Here is an 18,033-nt window from a genome sequence, read left to right on the forward strand (position 1 = left end):
CGGCATCGTCGCCGACCTGATGGGCATGCACGCCGCCGTCTGGGCGGCCGCCGCCGTCAGCGGCGCCTGCGCCCTCGTCGTCGCCGCCCGCATGTACGAAACCCACCCCAAACCCATCCGCACGAGCACGCAGCGTGCGCCGAAAGGATGAGCAGCCCCATCCCGGGTGGCGAGGATGTACCCCGCCTAGTTCGGCTGTGCCGGTGATGCTTCCAGACGCTGCTGGAGTGCGGCCAGATTGCTCGGCATCTCCTTACGGGCCTGGGGGCGCACAGCGAGTGGCACGAGAACTTTCCCGATCCCGTGGCCTTCGAAGTCGACGGCGATCGTCACCCGGGAGCGGTGTCCGGAATCGAGCGGATCGACGGACACATTCACCACGGCACGGATCGGGCCGTCGACACCGTGCACACCCCATGTTCTCGGCGGGTCGATGTGCGTGAGTTCGGACGTGACCGGACGCTCGGCGAACCCGATGCGGCGCGTGGTGAGGCATTTCTCGCCGACCTGCGAGGTCCCGTCACCGTCCATGTGGCCGCTGACGACGCCCTTCTGCCACTCGGCGAAGCGGGTCGGGTCGGTGACGACAGGCGAACACCTGCCTCGGTGGGCGGTCGACGTCGATGCTGGTCGTGATCGGTGCCATCAGTGCTGCTCACTGTCGACGGCGCCACGGTAGCGCTGCAGGTAGAGCGGCCACCCGGCGTCGTGTTCGACACCGTCGCGGACCGCTTCCCAACCCGGGCCGTGGCGCTCGAGGTTGCGGTGCTCGACCTCGACCCGGGTGCGATCGGCGGATTCGGCGATGAACCGGACCTCCACCTCGCTGGTCTTGGCCGGGTCGGTCTCGATCTGCCAGTGCCCGTTGATGTCCCAACTGAACACCACCCGGCTCGGCGGCTCATAGGCCAGCACCCGCGCCCACCGGCATTCGGTGCCGTCCACACCGCGGTCGTAGATGTTGCCGCCCACCCTCGGTTCGAACACGGTCTCGGCGATCGGGACCGCCATGATGTTGTGCTCACGCGGCTTGATCGCATCGAATCGCTCGATAAACAGCGAGAACGCTCGCTCCACACCTGCGTTCACCACGACCTGCTTGTGCACCGACTCGGCATGTGTCTGTGTCATGACCTCTCCTGCGGGTTGTTCGACCGCGTCCTTGTACGCGGTCAGGGCCTGTGCCCAGAACCGGTCGAGCTGCGAGCGCAGCACGCTGATCCCGGCCGGGTCGAGGTGATAAATGCGGCGCGTGCCGACCGCCCGATCACCCACCAGCCCGGCGTCCTTGAGCACCTTCAGGTGCTGCGAAACCGCAGGCCGGCTGATCGGCAGCTCCCGGGCCAGCTCACCGACCGCACACGGACCCTCGGCCAGACGCTCGAGAATCGTGCGCCTCGTCCGATCAGCGAGCGCACCCCATTCGTCTCCAGCTTGGTAAGTACCTACGAACGGTAAGTCTTCGCTTACCGAGAGTCGCTGTCAAGAGCAGCCCAGCAATCGCCACAACGTTCGGAGATCCAGCTTGCGCTGGACCGACGCTGCGCACTGATCGGCGATCACCACGATGCGAGAGAAGAACCCGTCCGCCCGGATTCCCCACTGTCCGCACACTGTTCGATATCGGGTCAGACTGACAACGCGTCGATGCCGACACGCTCGTCACAACCCGCGGACCCTTCCAGTCAACAGGAAGCGGCGTCCACGACGACGGTCATGGACGCCGCTTCGCCTTGCCTCCTTGACAAGCCTGATTCCGTATCAGGTCGTTCCCCGCTGTGGAGTGCGGCTGACCCGACACAACGAGCAGTCGGCTTGCCGATCCTCCCGGCTTTGCGTCAGGATTCTTGGCCGTCTGGATAAACAACCAACGCTGGCGGTCGTCGATGATCACCCGACCGGGATATTGTACTACAGAAACCATCGATTTTGTAGTACAGTATTCGTGTGGCAGTCGAATGGGCGAACAGCGCGGACAAGCACGGGATCGACCACGAGGACGCGTTGCATGCGATCGAGAACGCCCTCTACGTCGAGCAGGAGTTCGACGAGCCCCGCGTCCCCGGTCACGCGAAGCCTTGGCTGTTCATCGGTCCCCCGCGGACACTGGGTGGGCCGCTGCTCGAGGTCATGGTGGAGATCGTTCCACCGCGAGGCATGGTGGTCTTCCACGTGATGGAGGCGCGGGAAAAGCACCTCGCTCGCATGAGGGACCGTCCCTGATCCGTCAGGCGCCGGGGGCGAAGGAACCCGGCACCGCAACCCGATGCACCACCCACCCAGTGGTATCCGAACAGATCGCCCAGCACCACCACCCAAAAGAGGTGACATACCAATGAACAGCAACGATAAGAATACCGATTACGACGAGCTCGCTGAGTGGGCCGAGCACGACATGACGCTGCCGAAGGACTCAGCCACCGCCAAGCGCGGCGCGGACGCCGCCGCCGCCGGTAAGGCCCTACTCGAGAGGGTTGGCGCCGGCCGCCCGTCCCTGGCGCAGGACGCGGGCATCAGCGGTGCCTCCCCCAAACGCCAAGTCCGGCTTCCACTGCCGCTGAGCAACAAACTCGACGAACTCGCGCAGCGTCAGCACCGCAAGCCCAGCGAACTCATGCGCGAGGCAGTCGAGGAATACATCCAGAAGCACTCCGCCTAGAACACCTCCGTCGGCGTTCCACGGCCTTCCGGACAACGTGCGAGAACACCGCCTCGGGTTCCGTCGCACAATCGAAGGAGGACAAGCGGAACCCTGCTGGAGGTGACCAATGCGCCCCGCGGAACCGGCACCGGTACCCACACCGATCCGGTGGTGGCGGCTCGGACTGTGGAGCCGCAACCGCCTGATGCGCCGAAGCGACCGCTACGAGGCCGTCATCGTGCTGCTCACGGTGATGCTGGTACTGCTACTGATCCCCTTCGCCGGCACGTTCGGAACAGCGACCCATACGCGGCTGGACACGTGATTCCGCGATAGTTGCACCCGAAATTTCGTGGGAGGATGCAGTTTCCCGATGGAAAGGTCGTTGGTACGCAGCAATGCGATCTGCCGCGACGCTTCAACTGGCCGTCAGACCGTAGGCCACGGGAGAGATGCAACGTTCCGTGAGTCGCTGCCCGCTAGTAACCTCGCTTTGAGGACGAACTGCTCGACAGAACGACCCCTGTTGCTGCACGGCGCGGCCGCTGGGCGGCGCCCACCAGCCCCTCCATAACGCGTTCCCGGCTGGCCTCGATCTGCGCGATCATGATCTCGCGCGCCCGTGTTCCGTCACGGGCCAGCAGTGCATCATGGAGGTCGTGGTGTTCGTGCATCTGTTCTGAAACGGAGTCGCTCCCGTCGAGGCTGATGAAGAACAGCCGCTGCATTTCCTCCAATAACGTTCTGAGGGTTCGGGTGAAGATTTCGTTGCCGGACGCCTGGGCGATCCGGACATGGAACTCGCGGTTGTCTTCGAGAAATTTCTCGTAGCTATGGATGTCTCCGCTGACGTAGGTTTGGTGAGCGAGTGAGTGCAGTGCCTCCAGTTCGGCCATCGGCGCTCGCTCTGCCGCGAGCTCGACGACCGCCGGTTCGAGGAGGAGCCGCATCTCGAACAGGTCTCTGACGCTCGCCATGGTCACTACCGACACCCGATAGCCCTGGCGAGCGCGGACGTCTACGAAGCCTTCCTGTACCAGCCGCCGTAGCGACTCGCGCACGGGACTGCGTCCGAAGCCTGTCGATTCGGAGAGTGTGGCCTCGCGTAGCTCGGTTCCGGGGGCGAGTTCGCTGGTCAAAATGAGGCGCTTGATATGCCGATATGCGTTTTCCGTTGCACTGGCGCCGGTGGCAGAGCCAACCCGCGCCCCGCCGCTGATCTCCACTGTCTCGAACTCCTTCGTCGTCGGCCCTGCCTGCTCCACGGGGTCGTGGGACAGACCGTGAAATATCATCGATGGTAGTCCTGTGTGCGGATGAACTGTTCCAGCCAGTCGGCCGCGATCGGCAGCGACCTTTCATCGATGTCGAATCGAGGATGGTGATGCGGGGCCGGGCTACTCGCACCCACGAGGACGAAGGTGGCTTTCCCGCCGCGGCGCTGCACGTCGGCCATGAAGAGGGTGACGTCGTCGCTCGCGGACATCGGGGCGGTCGGTAGAGCGTTCGTGATGTCGTCCACGGTGTGTGCGCATCGGTCCAGGGCCCGGGCAATTTCCGAGTCGCAGACGGCAACCTCCGCGCTGCCGATCACATCAATCCGTGCGCCGAGCCCGTACATGCCGGCGGCGCCGAGGACGACGTCACGGGCCCGTGAGGTCAACTCCGCGAAGACGTCGGTGTCGTCGGCACGAAGTTCGCAGTGTATTTCTGCGCTGTCGGCGATGATGTTGGCCGAGGTGCCGGCCGTCATTTTGCCGACGTTGACACGGGTGGTTGCCTGCGCGAACGGCGGTAGCGCGTGCAATCCGAGGGCGATCGTCGCGGCGCCCAACAGCGCGTTGCGTCCCTCGCTCGGGGCGAGGGCGGCATGTGCGGGGGCCCCCGTCAATTCGATCTTCCACTTCTCGGTGGCCATCACCCCTGAGGTGCTACTCGCGACGGTTCCCACGTCGAGACCGATCCCGAGGTGGAGCCCCAGCATGACGTCGACGCCGCGTGCGGCGCCCGCGGCCACCATCGCTCGCGCCCCACGCACGCCCTCTTCTGCGGGCTGAAAGATCACCCTGAGCTCGCCGGCGAAGTTCCGGTCTTCAGCGAGGCGTTTCGCCAGCGTCACGCCGATGGCTACGTGGCCGTCGTGCCCGCAGGCGTGCATGATGCCCGAGACCTCCGAGGCGAAGCCGCCGCGAAACGGCGGGTGAGCGGCGTCCTCGGACTCGGTGATGGGAAGTCCGTCCATGTCGCATCGCAGCGCGATGACCGGTCCGGGCCTGCGTCCCCGCACGCTCGCGACGACGCCGGTGTTGCCGTGGCCGAGGCGTTCCACCAGTTCGGGCTCGATGCCCGCCTCGAGGGCGCGGCGGCGTGCATGGTCGAGTTCCTCGGCGGGTGGGAGGCCGGCGAGTTCTGCGACGGCGCAGACCGTGCTGCCGAATTCGAGTGTGTCGACCGCCGTGGCGAGTTCGTCGATGATGCGCGCTGCGGTTTCTATCTCGCAGAATCCCAGTTCGGGGTGGGCGTGCAGCGCGCGGCGCAACGAGACCAGCTCCGTGTCCCGGCTTGTCGTCACGGTCGTCTCTCCGTCCATTCCACGCCCTTGTGATGTTTCTAGTAAAATATCAGAATGCAGGGTGGAATGTGCGTGACATGTACAGCCGGGTCCGCGGGTCAGCCGCGGACATCGCTATCAGAGCGCCGCCGCTAGCTGCGGCGGACTCCCCCACCGACTCCCCACACCGAAAGTAGCTCCATGACACAGCCTTCGAAAGATGACGCCGAGGTCGCCATCGTTGGACTCGGTGCGATCGGGTCCATGGCGTTGTGGCGCCTGGCCGAGCGTGGCGTCCGGGTCCACGGATACGAGCGTTTCGGGGTCGGTCACGACCGCGGCGCCTCGGCCGGCCAGACCCGGCGGTTCTCGGCGCAGAGCCAACGTGTTCATCAATGCACTCCCCTGGCGCTCGACGCACTCGGTCTGTGGAGGGAACTCGAGCACACCACCGGGCGCGGGCTGCTCGAGATCACGGGCGGTCTCATTCTCGGGCCGAACGACAGCGACGCACTGATTCTCGCCCATCAGTCGGCAATGGCGGCGGGGCTCGAACACGAGCTGCTCGACAGCACGGAGCTCGCCAGACGGTACCCCCAACACCTGGTACGGCCGACCGACGCCGCGATCACCGATCCCTTCGGGGGTTTCCTCCGACCCGAACTCAGTGTCGTCACCGCCGTGGACCGCGCACGGGCTCTCGGGGCGACGGTCTCCGATTACACCCGGGTGTTGGGCGTCGAGCCGGACGGTGCCGGTGTAACGGTGCGAACTGCCGAGGGTGTCCGCCGCTACAGCCGTGTGGTGGTTGCGCCGGGCCCGTGGGCGCGGGACCTGCTGCCGGCAGCCGCGGCGACGGTATTGCCGAGACGGCTCGTGCAGGCGTGGTACCTGCCCCGCGACGTCGACGCCTATCGGTCGTCGAGGTTTCCGGTGTTCGAACGAGTGGGTGACATCCGCGCGTACGGCTTTCCCACCATCGATGGGGCTACGGTCAAGGTCGGCATCTATACCAGCGGTCATCCCATCGTCTATGACACCGAGAATCCGGCATTGACTGTGGGCCACAGCATTGTTCGCTACTTCCGGGATGTGGTCGAAGAGTATTTTCCCGGGCTCCATCCGGATCCGATCACGACGACGGTCAACATGGAGGGGTACACCACGGACGGTCAGCCGATGGTCGGAGCGGTTCCGGGCACGGAACAGATCGTGGTGGCGTGTGGCTTCTCCGGGGCTGGATTCAAATTCGCGCCGGTCATGGGCGATGTCGTCGCCGATCAGATCATCGAGGGATCGACGGACCGGGATGTGGAGTTCCTCGCCCCCGGACGGAATCTGCAGGAGTGGGCACCGGAGACCCGGACACCGGCATGACGAGCGCAGTCCCCACGTGACGCGGTGACCGGGCCGCCAAGCTTGGGGACTGCGAAACTTTCCGGTGGAGTAGCGCTTGTGGCGGAGCTCAGCTGTACAGCGGCGGTACGGCCAGGTATTTCGTCTGTTGGTACTCGAGAAGGCCCTCGGCGCCGCCTTCTCTGCCGAGCCCTGATTGTTTGATGCCGCCGAATGGCGCCGCGACGTTGGAGACGAGACCCCGGTTGATGCCGATCATCCCGGCCTGTAGCCGCCCGGCGACGCTGCTTGCCCGTCCCAGATCCCGGGTCACCAGGTATGCCGCCAGCCCGTACTCCGTGTCGTTGGCCAGGGCGAGGGCCTCGTCCTCGGTCCTGAATCGTGAGATGGCCGCGACGGGGCCGAAGACCTCTTCACGGCAGATCAGGGCGCCGCGATCCGCGTTGTCGAGAACGGTTGGCGGATAATAGAAACCAGGGCCGTCGGGGACCTTTGCCTGCGCCCGCAGTGAGGCGCCCCGAGCCAGGGCGTCCTCGACCAGACGGCGGGCTTTGGCCACTGCCGGTGCGGACACGAGCGGCCCCAAGTCGACTCCCTCGGTGCCCGGGGGACCGACGCGCATGGCGTTTACCCGCGCCGCGAGCGCGTCGGCGAACTGGTCGGCGACCCCGTCCTGGACCAGGAAGCGGTTCGCCGCGACGCAGGACTGACCGCCCATCCGCATTTTGGCGATCATGGCCTCCTCGACGGCGGTGTCGAGGTCGGCATCGTCGAACACGAGGAAGGGGGCGTTGCCGCCCAGCTCCATCGACATCCGCAGGACGCGTCGGCCGCCCTGTTCGAGCAGGATTCGCCCCACGGCGGTCGAGCCGGTGAAGGACACCTTCCGCAGTCTGTCGTCCGCCATGAGGGCGGCGCACACGGGCGCCGCTTCCGTCGTGGGCAGGACCGACAACACACCGGGAGGCAGCCCGGCCTCGAGCGCGAGTTCGGCCAAGATCAGGGAGGACAGTGGTGTCAATTCGGAGGGTTTGAGGATGGCGGTGCAGCCCGCGGCGAGTGCGGGAGCGAGTTTCCTCGTCGCCATCGCCAATGGCACATTCCACGGGGTGATCAGCAGGCACGGGCCGAGAGGTTCGGCGACGGTGACGATATGGGACCGGCCGTCCGGTGACGGGGTGCTTCGACCGGCGGGCCGGACCGCTTCCTCGGCGTACCAGCGGATGTAGTCCGCGGCGTAGTCCACCTCACCGCGCGCTTCGGCCAGCGTCTTGCCGACCTCGAGGGAGATCGTCACCGCCAGGCGTTCGCGGTGTTCGTGGACAAGTGCGAACAGGCGGTGCAGGATGCCGGCGCGGGCGCGCAACGGGAACCGCGCCCAGGTGTCGCCCGCCTCGTGTGCTGCCGTGAGGGCCAGACGAGCGTCGGCGACCGAGCAGTCCGGTGCGGTGGCGACGATCCGTTCGGTGGCGGGGTCGATCACCTCGAAGAGGTTGCCGTGTTCGGGTTCCGGCGAGAAATCCGGTGGGGATCGCCAGAGCTGAGACCAGTGCGGGTTTGGTGGCCGCGTCGATGCTGGTCATGTCAGGCCGCCTTGTCTTCGAGCGCGGAGAGTTGGTCGCCGATCACCGACATCGCGAATTCGATCTCCTCTTTGGTGATGACGAACGGTGGGCAGACATGCAGCGTGTTGTCGGCCAGGAGCCGGGTCAGGACACCTTCTCGCCGGCAGTCGCGCACCACTTCGTTTCCGTCGATGTCGGGATGTAACTGGATTCCGGCCATCAGGCCGATGGCGCGGACCTCGGCGACGAAGGGTGATCGGGTCAGTGGTGTCAGGGCCTGTGCGAGCACGGGTTCCAGGTCCGCGGCTCTGCGAACGAGGTCTTCTTCCTCGATGATGTCGAGGTTGGCTGATGCCACCGCGCACGCGGTGGCGTGGCCTGAGTAGGTGAGGCCGTGGCGGAAGATGGGCGCGTCGGCGCCGATGAAGAACGGCTCGGCGACCCTGGGTGCGATGCCGACCACACCGAGCGGGAGATATCCCGAGGTGATGCCCTTGGCCATGGTGATGATGTCCGGTTCGATGCCCCACCGGGTGCAGCCGAACCAGTGCCCTGTCCGGCCGAATCCGGTGATCACCTCGTCGGCGATGAGCAGGATGTCGTGGTTTTTCGCCAGGGCGGCGAGGCCGGGTAGGTAGCCCTCGGGTGGTGGTACGACTCCGCCGGTGCCGATGACGGGTTCGACGATGATCGCGGCGATGTTCTCGGGCCCGAGTCGATCGATGACCTCGGCCGTGCCGGCGAGGTCTGTTTGCGGGACCCGGGCGGTGTCGGGAATCAGTGAGGCGGTGCCGTATCCCTCGCGGTTGAAGTCGAGGCCGGCGATGGAGGTGCCGAAGCCGTGAAGACCGTGGTAGCCGCCGCGCCGGCTGAGGATGGTCTTCTTGGTGTCCTTGCCGAGGACGTTCCAGTATCGGCGGGCCAGCTTGCAGGCGGTGTCGACGGAATCCGAGCCGCCGGAGGTGAAGAAGATCGAGGCGTCGTCGATGGGGAGCAGCGCGGACACCCGTTCGGCGAGCTCGAGGGCGGGCTTGTTGGCGTGTGCCCCGAACAGGTGGTACGTCTCGAGTGTGCGGATCTGTGCCGCTGCCGCGTCCGCGATGCGTGCGCGTCCGTGGCCGACGTTGGCGTACCAGAGGCCGGCCGGCAGATCGAGCAACCGCTGGCCGTCCTCGGTAGTCACCCATGCGCCGTCGCCGGCCGTAATCACCAGACGCTCTTGCGGAGCGGTGGGCATGTGCGTCTGCGGGTGCCACAGTATGCCGGTCGTCTCCATGGTGGTTTTCTCCTGGATCTGTGAGTCGGACGTCGAAGAGTCGAGGTCAGACGGCGGCGGTGGCGGCGGTGGCGAACTCGTCGACCTCGGCGGCGTGAATGTGCAGCATTCGCGCGAGCAGCCCGTTGCCTCGGGTGAATTTGAGTGGCAGCGGTCCACCGGCGGCCACGGCCTGCTTGGTTCCGTCGAAGAAGGCGGTGCCCTGGTCGGGTGACTTGTCGGACTTGTCGTCCGGGTACAGCGGGTTGACGGTGTTCTCGATCTTGGGCCACAGTGCGCGCGCCGCCTCGGTGGACTCGAACTCGAGCACGAGGACCAGGGTGTCGGGGAGCAGTTCGTTCGCGACTTCCTTGAGCACGGAGCCACCGAGATATCCGGGGTGGCCGTCGAGTGAACGAAGCCACTCGCCGAGGTAGGCCTGGGCCTGCTCGGCCTTGCCGGTTTCGGGTACGAAGATGAAGAGGTCACGTCGCTTGGTCATGTGTTCGCCTGCCTTCTCGGTTGGATACGGACTTTCTCGGGTGGATACGAAAATTTCAGATGCTGGACTGGCTGTATGCGGTGGACTTGCAGCAGTGGGCTGCGGTTGCGTCGTCGACCGGGATTTCGAGGAAGATCGCGCGAGATATCCCGGTGGTGTCGTCTTCGATGATCCGGGCGCCCATGGAGAGCCAGAATGGGATTGCCCCTGGTGAATGCCGAAAGGTGTGCAGCGCGATCGTCGCGTAAATGCCTTCCTGCGCAACGCGTTCGAGGACGGCGTCGACGACGATACGTGCGATGCCGCGCCGGCGGTGTTCGCGAAGGACGTAGACGCGAACCAGTTGGCCGGTGTGGCCGTCCCGATACCGCTCGACGAGGTTCTGCGGGCTCAGTCCTTCCTTCAGCGCTCCCCCGCGGATGCCGCCGGTGGCGAGCAGTTCCCCCGTCGCGCGATCTGCCACGACCAGCATGAATGGGCCCTCGGGTTCGAGATACCAGCCGATCATGTCGTCGATGTCGGCGTGGACGCGGGGATCGTATTCATCCCCGAAGTCCTCGACTACCGACCGCAACATCAGTGCGCGAGCTTCGGGCAGGTCGTCGATGGTCAACTCCCGTACGACGAAGTCGTGCTCGCCGCTCGTAGTGTCACCAGACATGGTCTTTGCCTCCAAATGTGTGCATAGTGCTCAGTGGTGGTCGGTGTCCGCGGCAGGGGTCGGCCGGTGCGCCTGGAGATGGGTTGGGCCGCCGCGGGTTGCGCCGGTTACCTGCGGGTTTTCGCCAGATAGCGGCTGCGCGCTTCGGCGCTGGCATGGTGTCCGGACAGCTCGTGCAGCTCGTCGAGTTCGCCGGCGCTCAGGTCCGGGTGGAGGTGGACGACGACCTCTTCCAGGTGCGGCGTGGTGTGCAGCAGCTGGTGTTGGACCTGTTCGGCGATGTGATGGCCGTCCACCACGCTCAGTCCCTTGGAGACAACGACATTGGCGTCGGCCTCCATCCGGTGACCGCTCCAGCGAGCTCGGACACGATCGACGTCGACCACGCCGTCGACGGCGGCCACGGTCGTCGTCATGCTTTCGATGACGCCCGGGTCGACCCCGTCCATCAGTCGGCGGCAGATGGTGCGCATGGAGTTGAACAGGATCCACAGGATGGCCGCTGCGATGAACAGCCCGATGATGGCATCGAGGCGTTCGAATCCGAACCAGACACCGATGACGCCCACGACCACGGCGATGGAGGTCAATCCGTCGGCGCGGGCATGCTGACCTTCGGCGATCAACGCTGCTGAGCCGATCTTGCGGCCGGTACGGATCCGGTAGACCGCGACGACCTCGTTGCCGAGGGCGCCGACGAGGCCGGCGGCGAAGACCCAACCCAGGTTCGTCAGAGGTCGTGGGTTGATCAACGCATCGATCGATTCGTAGATGATCAGGGCGGCCGATGCGGCGATGACCAGCGAAATCAGCACCCCGACAAGATCTTCTGCGCGTCGGTAGCCGTAGCTGTAGCGCTTGCTGGCGGCGCGTTGTCCGATCCTGAAGGCGATGACCAGCGGAATGGTGGTCATGGCGTGTCCGAGGTTGTGCAGGGTGTCGGCGAGAAGGGCGATCGAGCCGGATATCGCGACGATGAAGATCTGCAGGATCGCCGTGGTCATCATTCCCGCGAGGCCGATCCATGCCGCGCGAATGCCTTGGCCGCTCGATTCCTGAGCCGATTGGATCGCCTCGTTGGCGTCGTGTGAGTGCGGAACGAAGATGTGCTTGAGCTTGGCCAGGGCGCCGTGTCCGTGGTCGTGGTCATCGTGGTCGCCGTGTCCGTGGCCGTGCCCATGACCGGGGCTGTGGTCGTCGTGGCGCTGGTCATCGTGGTCGCCGTGAGGATGGCCGTGACCGGGGCTGTGGTCACCGTGGCCGTGGTTCTCGTGGCGCTGGTCGTCGTGGGCGTGGTCGGCATGTCCGCTGGCAGTGCGGGAGTGCGCATGAGCTCCGTGTTCGTGTTTCGGCGCATGGCTGCCCACAGAGCTCGTGTCGGTGGCTGAGATCGCGGGGTGATTCCTCATGAAGGAGGTCCTGTCTCTGGATGAGGCGTCGACAGTGACACCGTGATATTTCACCTGATACATTAGGACCTCGTCAGGGTTCCGTCAACGCGAACGACGTTCCCGGGTTCACGTTCGACGACGCCCAGTCAGCTACAACGGCAACATTGTTAACAGCGGGACGCGAATCCGTCGCGGGATCGCCATTTTCGGGAATTGGGCCCGTGACACAGCCTTTTCATGCCCGAACCCAGCGCTGCGACCGAAAGCATGGACGGCGTATTACCGTCGGATTCGCGGCACCGCAGCCCGTTCGGCGTCCGATCCCCATTTCGATGCCTTGGCCACGGATTGCGCTGTACAGTAACCGTTCTAGGAACCCAGCCGCGCCGAGAATCTTCGGTCTACCGGAAGGAGGCGGCAGCGGTGGATGCACTCCGATCACTCTCCGAAGAGGTCCGGCACTCGCCCCACCCGCGGGAGTAAATCAGGGCCACAAGGCATCTGCGGGTGTTGCGCAAGTGTTAACAACATGGACCGCAATGATGTAGTTGTTGACAATGTTTACGGAGCCTCCTTAGTTTGATTGTCAACCAGACCCACGAAGCTCTGGCTGGTTCAAAACCGGCACCTTCCCCGGCCGGTCCATCCCAATTCCTTGGTGGCATTCATGCGAATCTCAAGATGTGTTCGATGGCCGGCCGTCGTTGTGGCCGGAGCACTCGCTGCAACTGCCTGTGGCAGTTTCGAAGGCAGCACAACCAGCGGTTCGGGCTCCGCCGACAATCTGACGGTCAGCCTGCAATTCACCCCGCGGGCGAACTACTCCCTCGAAACCGACGACGCGTTCGTCCTCTCCCAAGTCGGTTGCCTCGAAACCCTGGTGAAATACGACGCCGAGGCCGGCGCACTCGTGCCGCTTCTGGCAACGGAGTGGGTTCAGACCGAACCCACGGCCTGGGACTTCACGCTTCGAGAGGGGGTGAAATTCCAGGACGGGACCGACCTCACGACGGCCGCCGTGGTCGCCTCCCTGCAATACCTACTCCGAGCAGATGCTCCGCCCCGGGCCTTCACTCCGAAGCTGATCACGTCCGTTGAAGCACTGAATGATTCGACTGTGCGGATACGCACTCCCGAACCGAGCGCGCTGGTGCCCTTCCGTTTGGCGAGTATCAACACCGGAATTCTGGCGCCGGCCGCGTACACCGGCACCGGCATCGACCCGCTCTCGCACTGCACCGGCCCCTACACTCCGGTCGCGCAAACCCCGGCCCAGTCGATGACCCTGGAAGGAAACACCGCCTACTGGGGCGGGAACGTACCGCTCAAGTCGGTGACGGCCCGGTTCATTCCGGAGGGCGCCACCCGGGCCACGCAGGTCCGCACCGGTGAGTCGCAGATCGCCCTCGGACTTCCCGCATCGACCGTCCCGGAGCTCGAGGGCGATGCGCGCATCAAGGTCAGTAGTGCGTTCACCCCGCGCACCACCGGCCTGTATTTCAATCAATCCCGGGCACCGTTCGACAATCCCGAGGTGCGTAAGGCCGTGCAGGCTGCGGTCGACGTCGAGTCGATCACCGCCAGTGTCTTCGGCGGGCAGGCGCACCCGGCCATCGGACCGTTCGCGCCCACCGAAGCGTGGGCCCCCGATTCTCAACCGGTGAACCGCAACCTCGACCAGGCCCGCCGTCTGCTCACCGCAGCGGGATACGCACCGGGACAACTGAAGCTGACGCTGCTCGCCTACACCGAGCGCCCCGAGTTCGCGGACCTCGCCGCGGTGATCCAAGCCAACCTGGCCGAGATCGGAATCGACGTCGGCGTGCAGGTCAGTGACTACTCGGCAATCGAGCCCTCGCTGTTGGACGGCTCATACGACCTCGCGCTGCTGTCCCGTAATCACCTCACCGACATCGCCGATCCTCTGGGGTTTCTCACCGCCGACTACTCCTGCGGTGGGGGATTCAACATCAGCCAGTACTGCGATCCGGCGATCGACGCGCAACTGAGCGCCGCGAACACCGAGAACGACCCGCAACGACGGAACGCGATCTACGCCGACGTCGCCTCGCAGTTGCAAGCGGACGCCGTCACCACCTTCATCGCCCACGAACAGACCACCGCCGCACGGCTGGAGACCATCGAGAGTTTCGTCGACGACCCCCTCGCGCGATACGCCGTCACCCCGGATCTCACCGTCTCCAACAGCTGACAGGAAAGGACATTTCACCGTCATGGAACTGAGCGATTTCGAACCCAAGTTCATCACGTTCGACTGCTACGGGACACTGACCAACTTCCAGATGGCCGAGGCGGTCGCGCCGCTCATCAAAGACACAATCGCCCCTGCCGATGTCGCGGCCTTCAATGCCGACTTCCGGGCATACCGGATGGATGAAGTGCTCGGGCCGTTCAAGTTGTATCCCCAGCTGCTGCGCGACTCCTGGCTCCGCGCCTGCAACCGCTGGCGAATTCAGTTCAAGCCCTCGGACGTCGACGCCATCATCGAGGCGGTCGGCTCGTGGGGCCCGCACCCGGACGTGCCGGAACCTCTCGCGGCATTGGCCGCGGAATATCCGCTGGTGATCTTGTCCAATGCGGTCGACAGCATGCTGGCCCGCAACATCGAGCAACTCGGTGTCGACTTCCACCGGGTCTTCACCGCCGAGCAGGCCGGTGCCTACAAGCCCCGCTACCGGGCGTTCGAGTACATGCTCGACCAACTCGATGCCAAACCGAGTGAGATCCTGCACGTCTCCTCGCACATCTGGTACGACGTGATACCGGCGCACGAGCTTCGAATCACGCACAAGGTCTACGTCAACCGTGGCTACGATCCGTCTACACCGTTCTACGGCTACGCCGAGACCACGGACCTGGGCGGAGTGCCGGCGCTGCTCGGGCTGCGCGCGATGAGCACCGCGGACGCATCGTGAAGCTCGGGTCCTACTGGCTGGACACGGCCGAGCCAGGAGCGGACTACCGCCGCAACGATGTGCCCGCGCACGCCGACGTCGCCGTCATCGGCGCCGGTCTCACCGGGCTGTCGACCGCACTGCATGTGGCGCGAGCCGGCGCCTCGGTGGTGCTGCTCGAGGAGCACACGATCGGATGGGGTGCCTCCGGACGCAATGGGGGCATGGCCACCACCGGGCTGGCCATTTCCTTTCCCACCGCGGTGCGACGGTACGGACCCGAACGGGCGAGGGAGATGTTCCTCGCCTACAACGCCGCCATCGACACGATCGAAGACCTCGTCACCACCGAGGGCATCGACTGCGCATTCGAGCGCACCGGGAAACTGACGTTGGCCTGCAAACCCAGTCACTACACCGGATTCGAGCGGTCCGCGGAACTGATCAGCAAGTACACCGGCCAAGACGTCGCCCTGATCCCGCCCCAGGACATTCGCGACGAGATCGGCAGTTCCTTCTACCACGGCGCGATGGTCGACCCCCTCGGCGCCGGGGTACACGTCGGCAAACTCGTCCACGGGCTCGCGCGGGCGGCCGCCGCCAACGGCGTGTCGATCCACGAGGGCTGCAAGGTCACCGCCATGACCAAACGGGACGGATACCAGCACGACATCCAGACCGCTCGGGGTGTGGTGCGGGCCGACCAGGTCGTCGTCGCCACCAGCGGCTACACCGGAGGCCTGACCCCCTGGCTGCGGCGCCGGATCGTGCCGATCGGCAGTTTCATCATCGTCACCGAACCGCTCCCCCAGCACGTCGTCGACGAGCTGCTCCCCCGCAAACGCGTCGCCGCCGACAGCAAGCACCTGCTCTACTACTTCCGCATCACCCCGGACAACCGGCTCCTCTTCGGTGGTCGTGCGCGGTTTGCGATGTCGAACAGCGGATCCGACATCAAGAGCGGTCAGATCCTGAAGCGGGCCATGACCAAGGTCTACCCGCAGCTCGCCGATGTCGGCATCGACTACTGCTGGGGTGGTCTGGTCGACATGTCGGTCGATCAGATGGTGCACGCGGGCGAACAAGACGGCCTGTACTACTCCGTCGGCTACAGCGGCCACGGCGTGCAAATGGCCACCCACATGGGAAAGGTCCTCTCCCACATCGTCACCGGCGACACCACGGCGAATCCGTGGAGAGATCTGACCTTCCTGCCGGTGCCCGGCCACTTCGGACCGCCCTGGTTCCTGCCCCCGGCCGGGGCCTTCTTCCGAGTCCTCGACCTGGTCCGCTGAACCGTCGCCGCCGCTGAGACCGAAATACCGAAGGAGGTGTGTAGTGATCGCCATCGTCCGACGCATGTCCGTGCTCGTCGCCACCTTGCTGATCGTCTCGTTCGTCGTCTTCCTCATCCCGTACATCACCCCGGTGACCCGGCGCGGAAGATTCTCCGAGCAAGGGTCAACGACGTCACCATGGATCCGGAGGTCGTCGAGCGTCTCCGCGCCGCCTACGGGCTCGACCGGCCGCTCGTCGTGCAGTATTTCGACTGGTTGGCCAAGGCCGTCACCGGTGACCTCGGGTTGTCGTACACCAGCCGATCCCCGGTCATGGAGATGATCGGGCACGCACTCTCGGTCACCGCGATACTGGCAGTCACCTCGCTGCTGGTGGCGTTACTGTTCGCCCTGCCCCTCGGATCCATCGCCGCCATCAAGCGGGGCACACCGACGGACACCGTAATCACCACTATCACCCAAGCTTTCGTCGCGATCCCCGAGTACTGGCTCGCCCCCGTGCTGATCCTGATGTTCGCGCTCAAACTCGGCGCCTTGCCGTCGGCGGGCTGGACCGGCCCGTCCTCGATGATCCTTCCCTGCCTGACCCTGGCGCTGCGGCCGATGAGCTACTTCACGCAAGTCACCCGGGCCTCGATGGTCGACGTCCTCGAATCCCCGCACATCACCGCATCACGGGCCCGCGGCCTGACGTTCCGGGAGACGATGGTCCGGCACGGCGTGCGGAATTCGCTCCTGCCCGTGGTCACCTTGTTCTCGGTGTGGCTGGCAGGTCTGCTCGGTGGTTCCGTCGTCGTGGAGGTCATCTTCGCGGTGCCGGGCATGGGCCGGCTGCTCTACGACTCCGTCATGAACGGGGACGTCCCGGTGATCCAAGCATCGATCATCAGCATCGTCGCGCTGGCCGTCATCATCACCACCGCGACCGATGTGCTGTACACCTACATCAATCCGACGGTGAGGTCAGCGAATGTCCCTGCTTGACAACCCGACTGCACCGGCGCCCAGCCGGCCAGAGCGACCCGCCCCACGCCGCGCCTCCACCCCGAGCCGGGCCGTACACGCCCTGCGGAACACCCCGGTCAGCCTGATCATCGGCATCGCCGTCATCGTGGCGATCACCGTCATCCTTGTGCTGACCCCGTGGATCATGCCCTACAACCCGTCGGCCCAAAACCTCAGCGACCGGCTGGCACCGAGCTCGAGCAGCCATTGGCTCGGCACCGATCAACTCGGCCGCGACGTGCTGAGCCGGCTGATGGACGGCGGCCGCTTCTCTGTCTCGATTGCCGCCATCACCCTGGCGATCTGCGCGGTGAGCGGCACCCTCATCGGCATCGTCTGCGCCAGGCGACGCGGCGCCCTCGACCAGTTCGTCATGCGGGTCACCGACGTCCTGCTCGCCTTTCCCGAAATGATCGTGGCCATGTTCCTGGTGTCCATCCTCGGCGCCGGATACACGACGCTGATCCTCGCCCTCGTCATCGGCGGATGGACCCCGTTCGCCCGACTCGCAAGAGGGTTGACGCTGGAAATAGACTCACGCGACTTCATCGAAGCCGCTCGCGCGCTCGGCTGCTCGTCCACCTTCATCGTCTTCCGGCACATCCTTCCCAACGCACTGAGCCCGCTCACCGCACACGCGGCACTGCGCTTCGGGCACAAACTCATCACCGTCGGCGCCCTGTCCTTTCTAGGGCTGGGCGTGCAACCACCCGACGCCGACTGGGGATCCATGCTCGCCGATGCCCAGCCCTTCATGTCCGCCGCACCGGGTCTGGTCATCTATCCCGGTCTCGCCATCTTCATCACGGCATTGAGCGTGACCCTCATCGGTCAAGGCATCAACGCCCGCCGCAGCCGCCAGAGCTGACGCTGCACCCGTCCGGCCCAAAGCA

The 18,033-nt window shown here is 65.3% G+C and carries 18 protein-coding genes and 3 pseudogenes; 11 read left to right on the forward strand and 10 right to left on the reverse strand.

Going from position 1 to position 18,033, the window contains the following annotated elements; genetic code table 11:
- Positions 1–151 (forward strand): annotated as a pseudogene (locus MLGJGCBP_RS34845) (MFS transporter); the annotation flags it as partial.
- A gap of 35 nt (positions 152–186) precedes the next feature.
- On the opposite strand, the gene MLGJGCBP_RS34850 reads toward MLGJGCBP_RS34845, so the two are convergent.
- The 3 genes and pseudogenes from MLGJGCBP_RS34850 to MLGJGCBP_RS50800 form a co-directional block, all read right to left on the reverse strand.
- Positions 187–531 carry an SRPBCC family protein gene (locus tag MLGJGCBP_RS34850; protein ID WP_007295979.1) on the reverse strand — a complete coding sequence of 115 codons (345 nt, stop codon included), beginning with the start codon at positions 529–531 and terminating at the stop codon, positions 187–189.
- A gap of 114 nt (positions 532–645) precedes the next feature.
- Complete coding sequence (locus MLGJGCBP_RS34855; RefSeq protein ID WP_039950563.1) at positions 646–1,131, reverse strand: SRPBCC family protein; 486 nt, start codon at positions 1,129–1,131, stop codon at positions 646–648.
- An 18-nt stretch (positions 1,132–1,149) separates the two neighbouring features.
- Positions 1,150–1,449: pseudogene (locus tag MLGJGCBP_RS50800) on the reverse strand (ArsR/SmtB family transcription factor); the annotation flags it as partial.
- Between the two features lie 498 nt (positions 1,450–1,947).
- Here MLGJGCBP_RS50800 and MLGJGCBP_RS34860 point away from each other — a divergent pair.
- The 3 genes and pseudogenes from MLGJGCBP_RS34860 to MLGJGCBP_RS34870 all read left to right on the forward strand — a co-directional run.
- Positions 1,948–2,223 carry a hypothetical protein gene (locus MLGJGCBP_RS34860; RefSeq protein ID WP_007295981.1) on the forward strand — a complete coding sequence of 92 codons (276 nt, stop codon included), beginning with the start codon at positions 1,948–1,950 and terminating at the stop codon, positions 2,221–2,223.
- A gap of 112 nt (positions 2,224–2,335) precedes the next feature.
- On the forward strand, positions 2,336–2,659 hold the full coding sequence (locus MLGJGCBP_RS34865; protein ID WP_007295982.1) for a ribbon-helix-helix domain-containing protein: 324 nt from the start codon (positions 2,336–2,338) through the stop codon (positions 2,657–2,659).
- A gap of 109 nt (positions 2,660–2,768) precedes the next feature.
- Positions 2,769–2,960, forward strand: a pseudogene (locus MLGJGCBP_RS34870) (hypothetical protein); the annotation flags it as partial.
- Positions 2,961–3,120: 160 nt separating this feature from the next.
- Here MLGJGCBP_RS34870 and MLGJGCBP_RS34875 read toward each other — a convergent pair.
- Positions 3,121–3,867, reverse strand: a complete 747-nt coding sequence (locus MLGJGCBP_RS34875; protein ID WP_012686895.1) for a GntR family transcriptional regulator — start codon at positions 3,865–3,867, stop codon at positions 3,121–3,123.
- 65 nt (positions 3,868–3,932) lie between these two features.
- On the reverse strand, positions 3,933–5,213 hold the full coding sequence (locus tag MLGJGCBP_RS34880; RefSeq protein WP_039950566.1) for an amidohydrolase: 1,281 nt from the start codon (positions 5,211–5,213) through the stop codon (positions 3,933–3,935).
- Positions 5,214–5,393: 180 nt separating this feature from the next.
- Here MLGJGCBP_RS34880 and solA point away from each other — a divergent pair, with 180 nt between their 5' ends.
- Positions 5,394–6,569, forward strand: coding sequence for an N-methyl-L-tryptophan oxidase (gene solA / locus MLGJGCBP_RS34885; RefSeq protein ID WP_012686894.1), 1,176 nt, complete (start codon positions 5,394–5,396; stop codon positions 6,567–6,569).
- 88 nt (positions 6,570–6,657) lie between these two features.
- On the opposite strand, the gene MLGJGCBP_RS34890 is transcribed toward solA, so the two are convergent.
- From MLGJGCBP_RS34890 to MLGJGCBP_RS34910, 5 genes are all read right to left on the reverse strand, one after another.
- Positions 6,658–8,031: an NAD-dependent succinate-semialdehyde dehydrogenase gene (locus MLGJGCBP_RS34890; RefSeq protein ID WP_007295987.1), complete on the reverse strand. Its 1,374-nt coding sequence runs from the start codon at positions 8,029–8,031 to the stop codon at positions 6,658–6,660.
- Between the two features lie 101 nt (positions 8,032–8,132).
- Positions 8,133–9,389, reverse strand: coding sequence for an aminotransferase family protein (locus MLGJGCBP_RS34895; protein WP_012686893.1), 1,257 nt, complete (start codon positions 9,387–9,389; stop codon positions 8,133–8,135).
- A gap of 46 nt (positions 9,390–9,435) precedes the next feature.
- Positions 9,436–9,870: a hypothetical protein gene (locus tag MLGJGCBP_RS34900; RefSeq protein WP_007295989.1), complete on the reverse strand. Its 435-nt coding sequence runs from the start codon at positions 9,868–9,870 to the stop codon at positions 9,436–9,438.
- 55 nt (positions 9,871–9,925) lie between these two features.
- Positions 9,926–10,531 carry a GNAT family N-acetyltransferase gene (locus tag MLGJGCBP_RS34905; RefSeq protein WP_007295990.1) on the reverse strand — a complete coding sequence of 202 codons (606 nt, stop codon included), beginning with the start codon at positions 10,529–10,531 and terminating at the stop codon, positions 9,926–9,928.
- A gap of 107 nt (positions 10,532–10,638) precedes the next feature.
- A complete protein-coding gene (locus MLGJGCBP_RS34910; protein WP_268960800.1) occupies positions 10,639–11,655 on the reverse strand; it encodes a cation diffusion facilitator family transporter in 1,017 nt (338 codons plus the stop codon).
- Between MLGJGCBP_RS34910 and MLGJGCBP_RS52275 the strand changes: the two genes are divergently transcribed.
- The 6 genes from MLGJGCBP_RS52275 to MLGJGCBP_RS34935 all read left to right on the forward strand — a co-directional run bounded on the left by MLGJGCBP_RS52275 (position 11,638) and on the right by MLGJGCBP_RS34935 (position 18,008).
- Positions 11,638–11,919, forward strand: coding sequence for a hypothetical protein (locus MLGJGCBP_RS52275; protein ID WP_007295992.1), 282 nt, complete (start codon positions 11,638–11,640; stop codon positions 11,917–11,919). The two genes, MLGJGCBP_RS34910 and MLGJGCBP_RS52275, sit on opposite strands and share 18 nt — an antisense overlap.
- A gap of 709 nt (positions 11,920–12,628) precedes the next feature.
- Entirely contained in the window at positions 12,629–14,134 is a 1,506-nt protein-coding gene (locus MLGJGCBP_RS34915) for an ABC transporter substrate-binding protein (protein ID WP_007295993.1), read from the forward strand.
- Positions 14,135–14,156: 22 nt separating this feature from the next.
- The gene (locus MLGJGCBP_RS34920; protein WP_012686891.1) at positions 14,157–14,858 is read left to right on the forward strand and encodes a haloacid dehalogenase type II; all 702 of its coding nucleotides are present in this window, start codon (positions 14,157–14,159) and stop codon (positions 14,856–14,858) included.
- Positions 14,855–16,132, forward strand: a complete 1,278-nt coding sequence (locus tag MLGJGCBP_RS34925; protein WP_007295995.1) for an NAD(P)/FAD-dependent oxidoreductase — start codon at positions 14,855–14,857, stop codon at positions 16,130–16,132. The genes MLGJGCBP_RS34920 and MLGJGCBP_RS34925 overlap by 4 nt, the downstream gene beginning before the upstream one ends.
- Positions 16,133–16,312: 180 nt before the next feature.
- Positions 16,313–17,119: an ABC transporter permease gene (locus MLGJGCBP_RS34930; protein ID WP_007295996.1), complete on the forward strand. Its 807-nt coding sequence runs from the start codon at positions 16,313–16,315 to the stop codon at positions 17,117–17,119.
- Positions 17,106–18,008 (forward strand): ABC transporter permease, encoded by a 903-nt coding sequence (locus tag MLGJGCBP_RS34935; protein WP_007295997.1) that lies wholly within the window; start codon positions 17,106–17,108, stop codon positions 18,006–18,008. Before MLGJGCBP_RS34930 ends, MLGJGCBP_RS34935 begins: the two co-directional genes overlap by 14 nt.
- The last annotated feature ends 25 nt before the right edge of the window (positions 18,009–18,033 follow it).

The sequence above is a fragment of the Rhodococcus sp. T7 genome, assembly GCF_009872365.1.
In the GTDB taxonomy this organism is placed as follows: domain Bacteria; phylum Actinomycetota; class Actinomycetes; order Mycobacteriales; family Mycobacteriaceae; genus Rhodococcus_F.

Excerpts from the sequence above, each read along its gene's own strand:
- MLGJGCBP_RS34905 (WP_007295990.1), bottom strand. The coding sequence starts at position 10,531 with ATGTCTGGTGACACTACGAGCGGCGAGCACGACTTCGTCGTACGGGAG.
- MLGJGCBP_RS34900 (WP_007295989.1), bottom strand. The coding sequence starts at position 9,870 with ATGACCAAGCGACGTGACCTCTTCATCTTCGTACCCGAAACCGGCAAG.
- MLGJGCBP_RS34895 (WP_012686893.1), bottom strand. The coding sequence starts at position 9,389 with ATGGAGACGACCGGCATACTGTGGCACCCGCAGACGCACATGCCCACC.
- MLGJGCBP_RS34850 (WP_007295979.1), bottom strand. The coding sequence starts at position 531 with ATGGACGGTGACGGGACCTCGCAGGTCGGCGAGAAATGCCTCACCACG.
- MLGJGCBP_RS34865 (WP_007295982.1), top strand. The coding sequence starts at position 2,336 with ATGAACAGCAACGATAAGAATACCGATTACGACGAGCTCGCTGAGTGG.
- MLGJGCBP_RS34935 (WP_007295997.1), top strand. The coding sequence starts at position 17,106 with ATGTCCCTGCTTGACAACCCGACTGCACCGGCGCCCAGCCGGCCAGAG.
- solA (WP_012686894.1), top strand. The coding sequence starts at position 5,394 with ATGACACAGCCTTCGAAAGATGACGCCGAGGTCGCCATCGTTGGACTC.
- MLGJGCBP_RS34855 (WP_039950563.1), bottom strand. The coding sequence starts at position 1,131 with ATGACACAGACACATGCCGAGTCGGTGCACAAGCAGGTCGTGGTGAAC.
- MLGJGCBP_RS34930 (WP_007295996.1), top strand. The coding sequence starts at position 16,313 with ATGGATCCGGAGGTCGTCGAGCGTCTCCGCGCCGCCTACGGGCTCGAC.
- MLGJGCBP_RS34920 (WP_012686891.1), top strand. The coding sequence starts at position 14,157 with ATGGAACTGAGCGATTTCGAACCCAAGTTCATCACGTTCGACTGCTAC.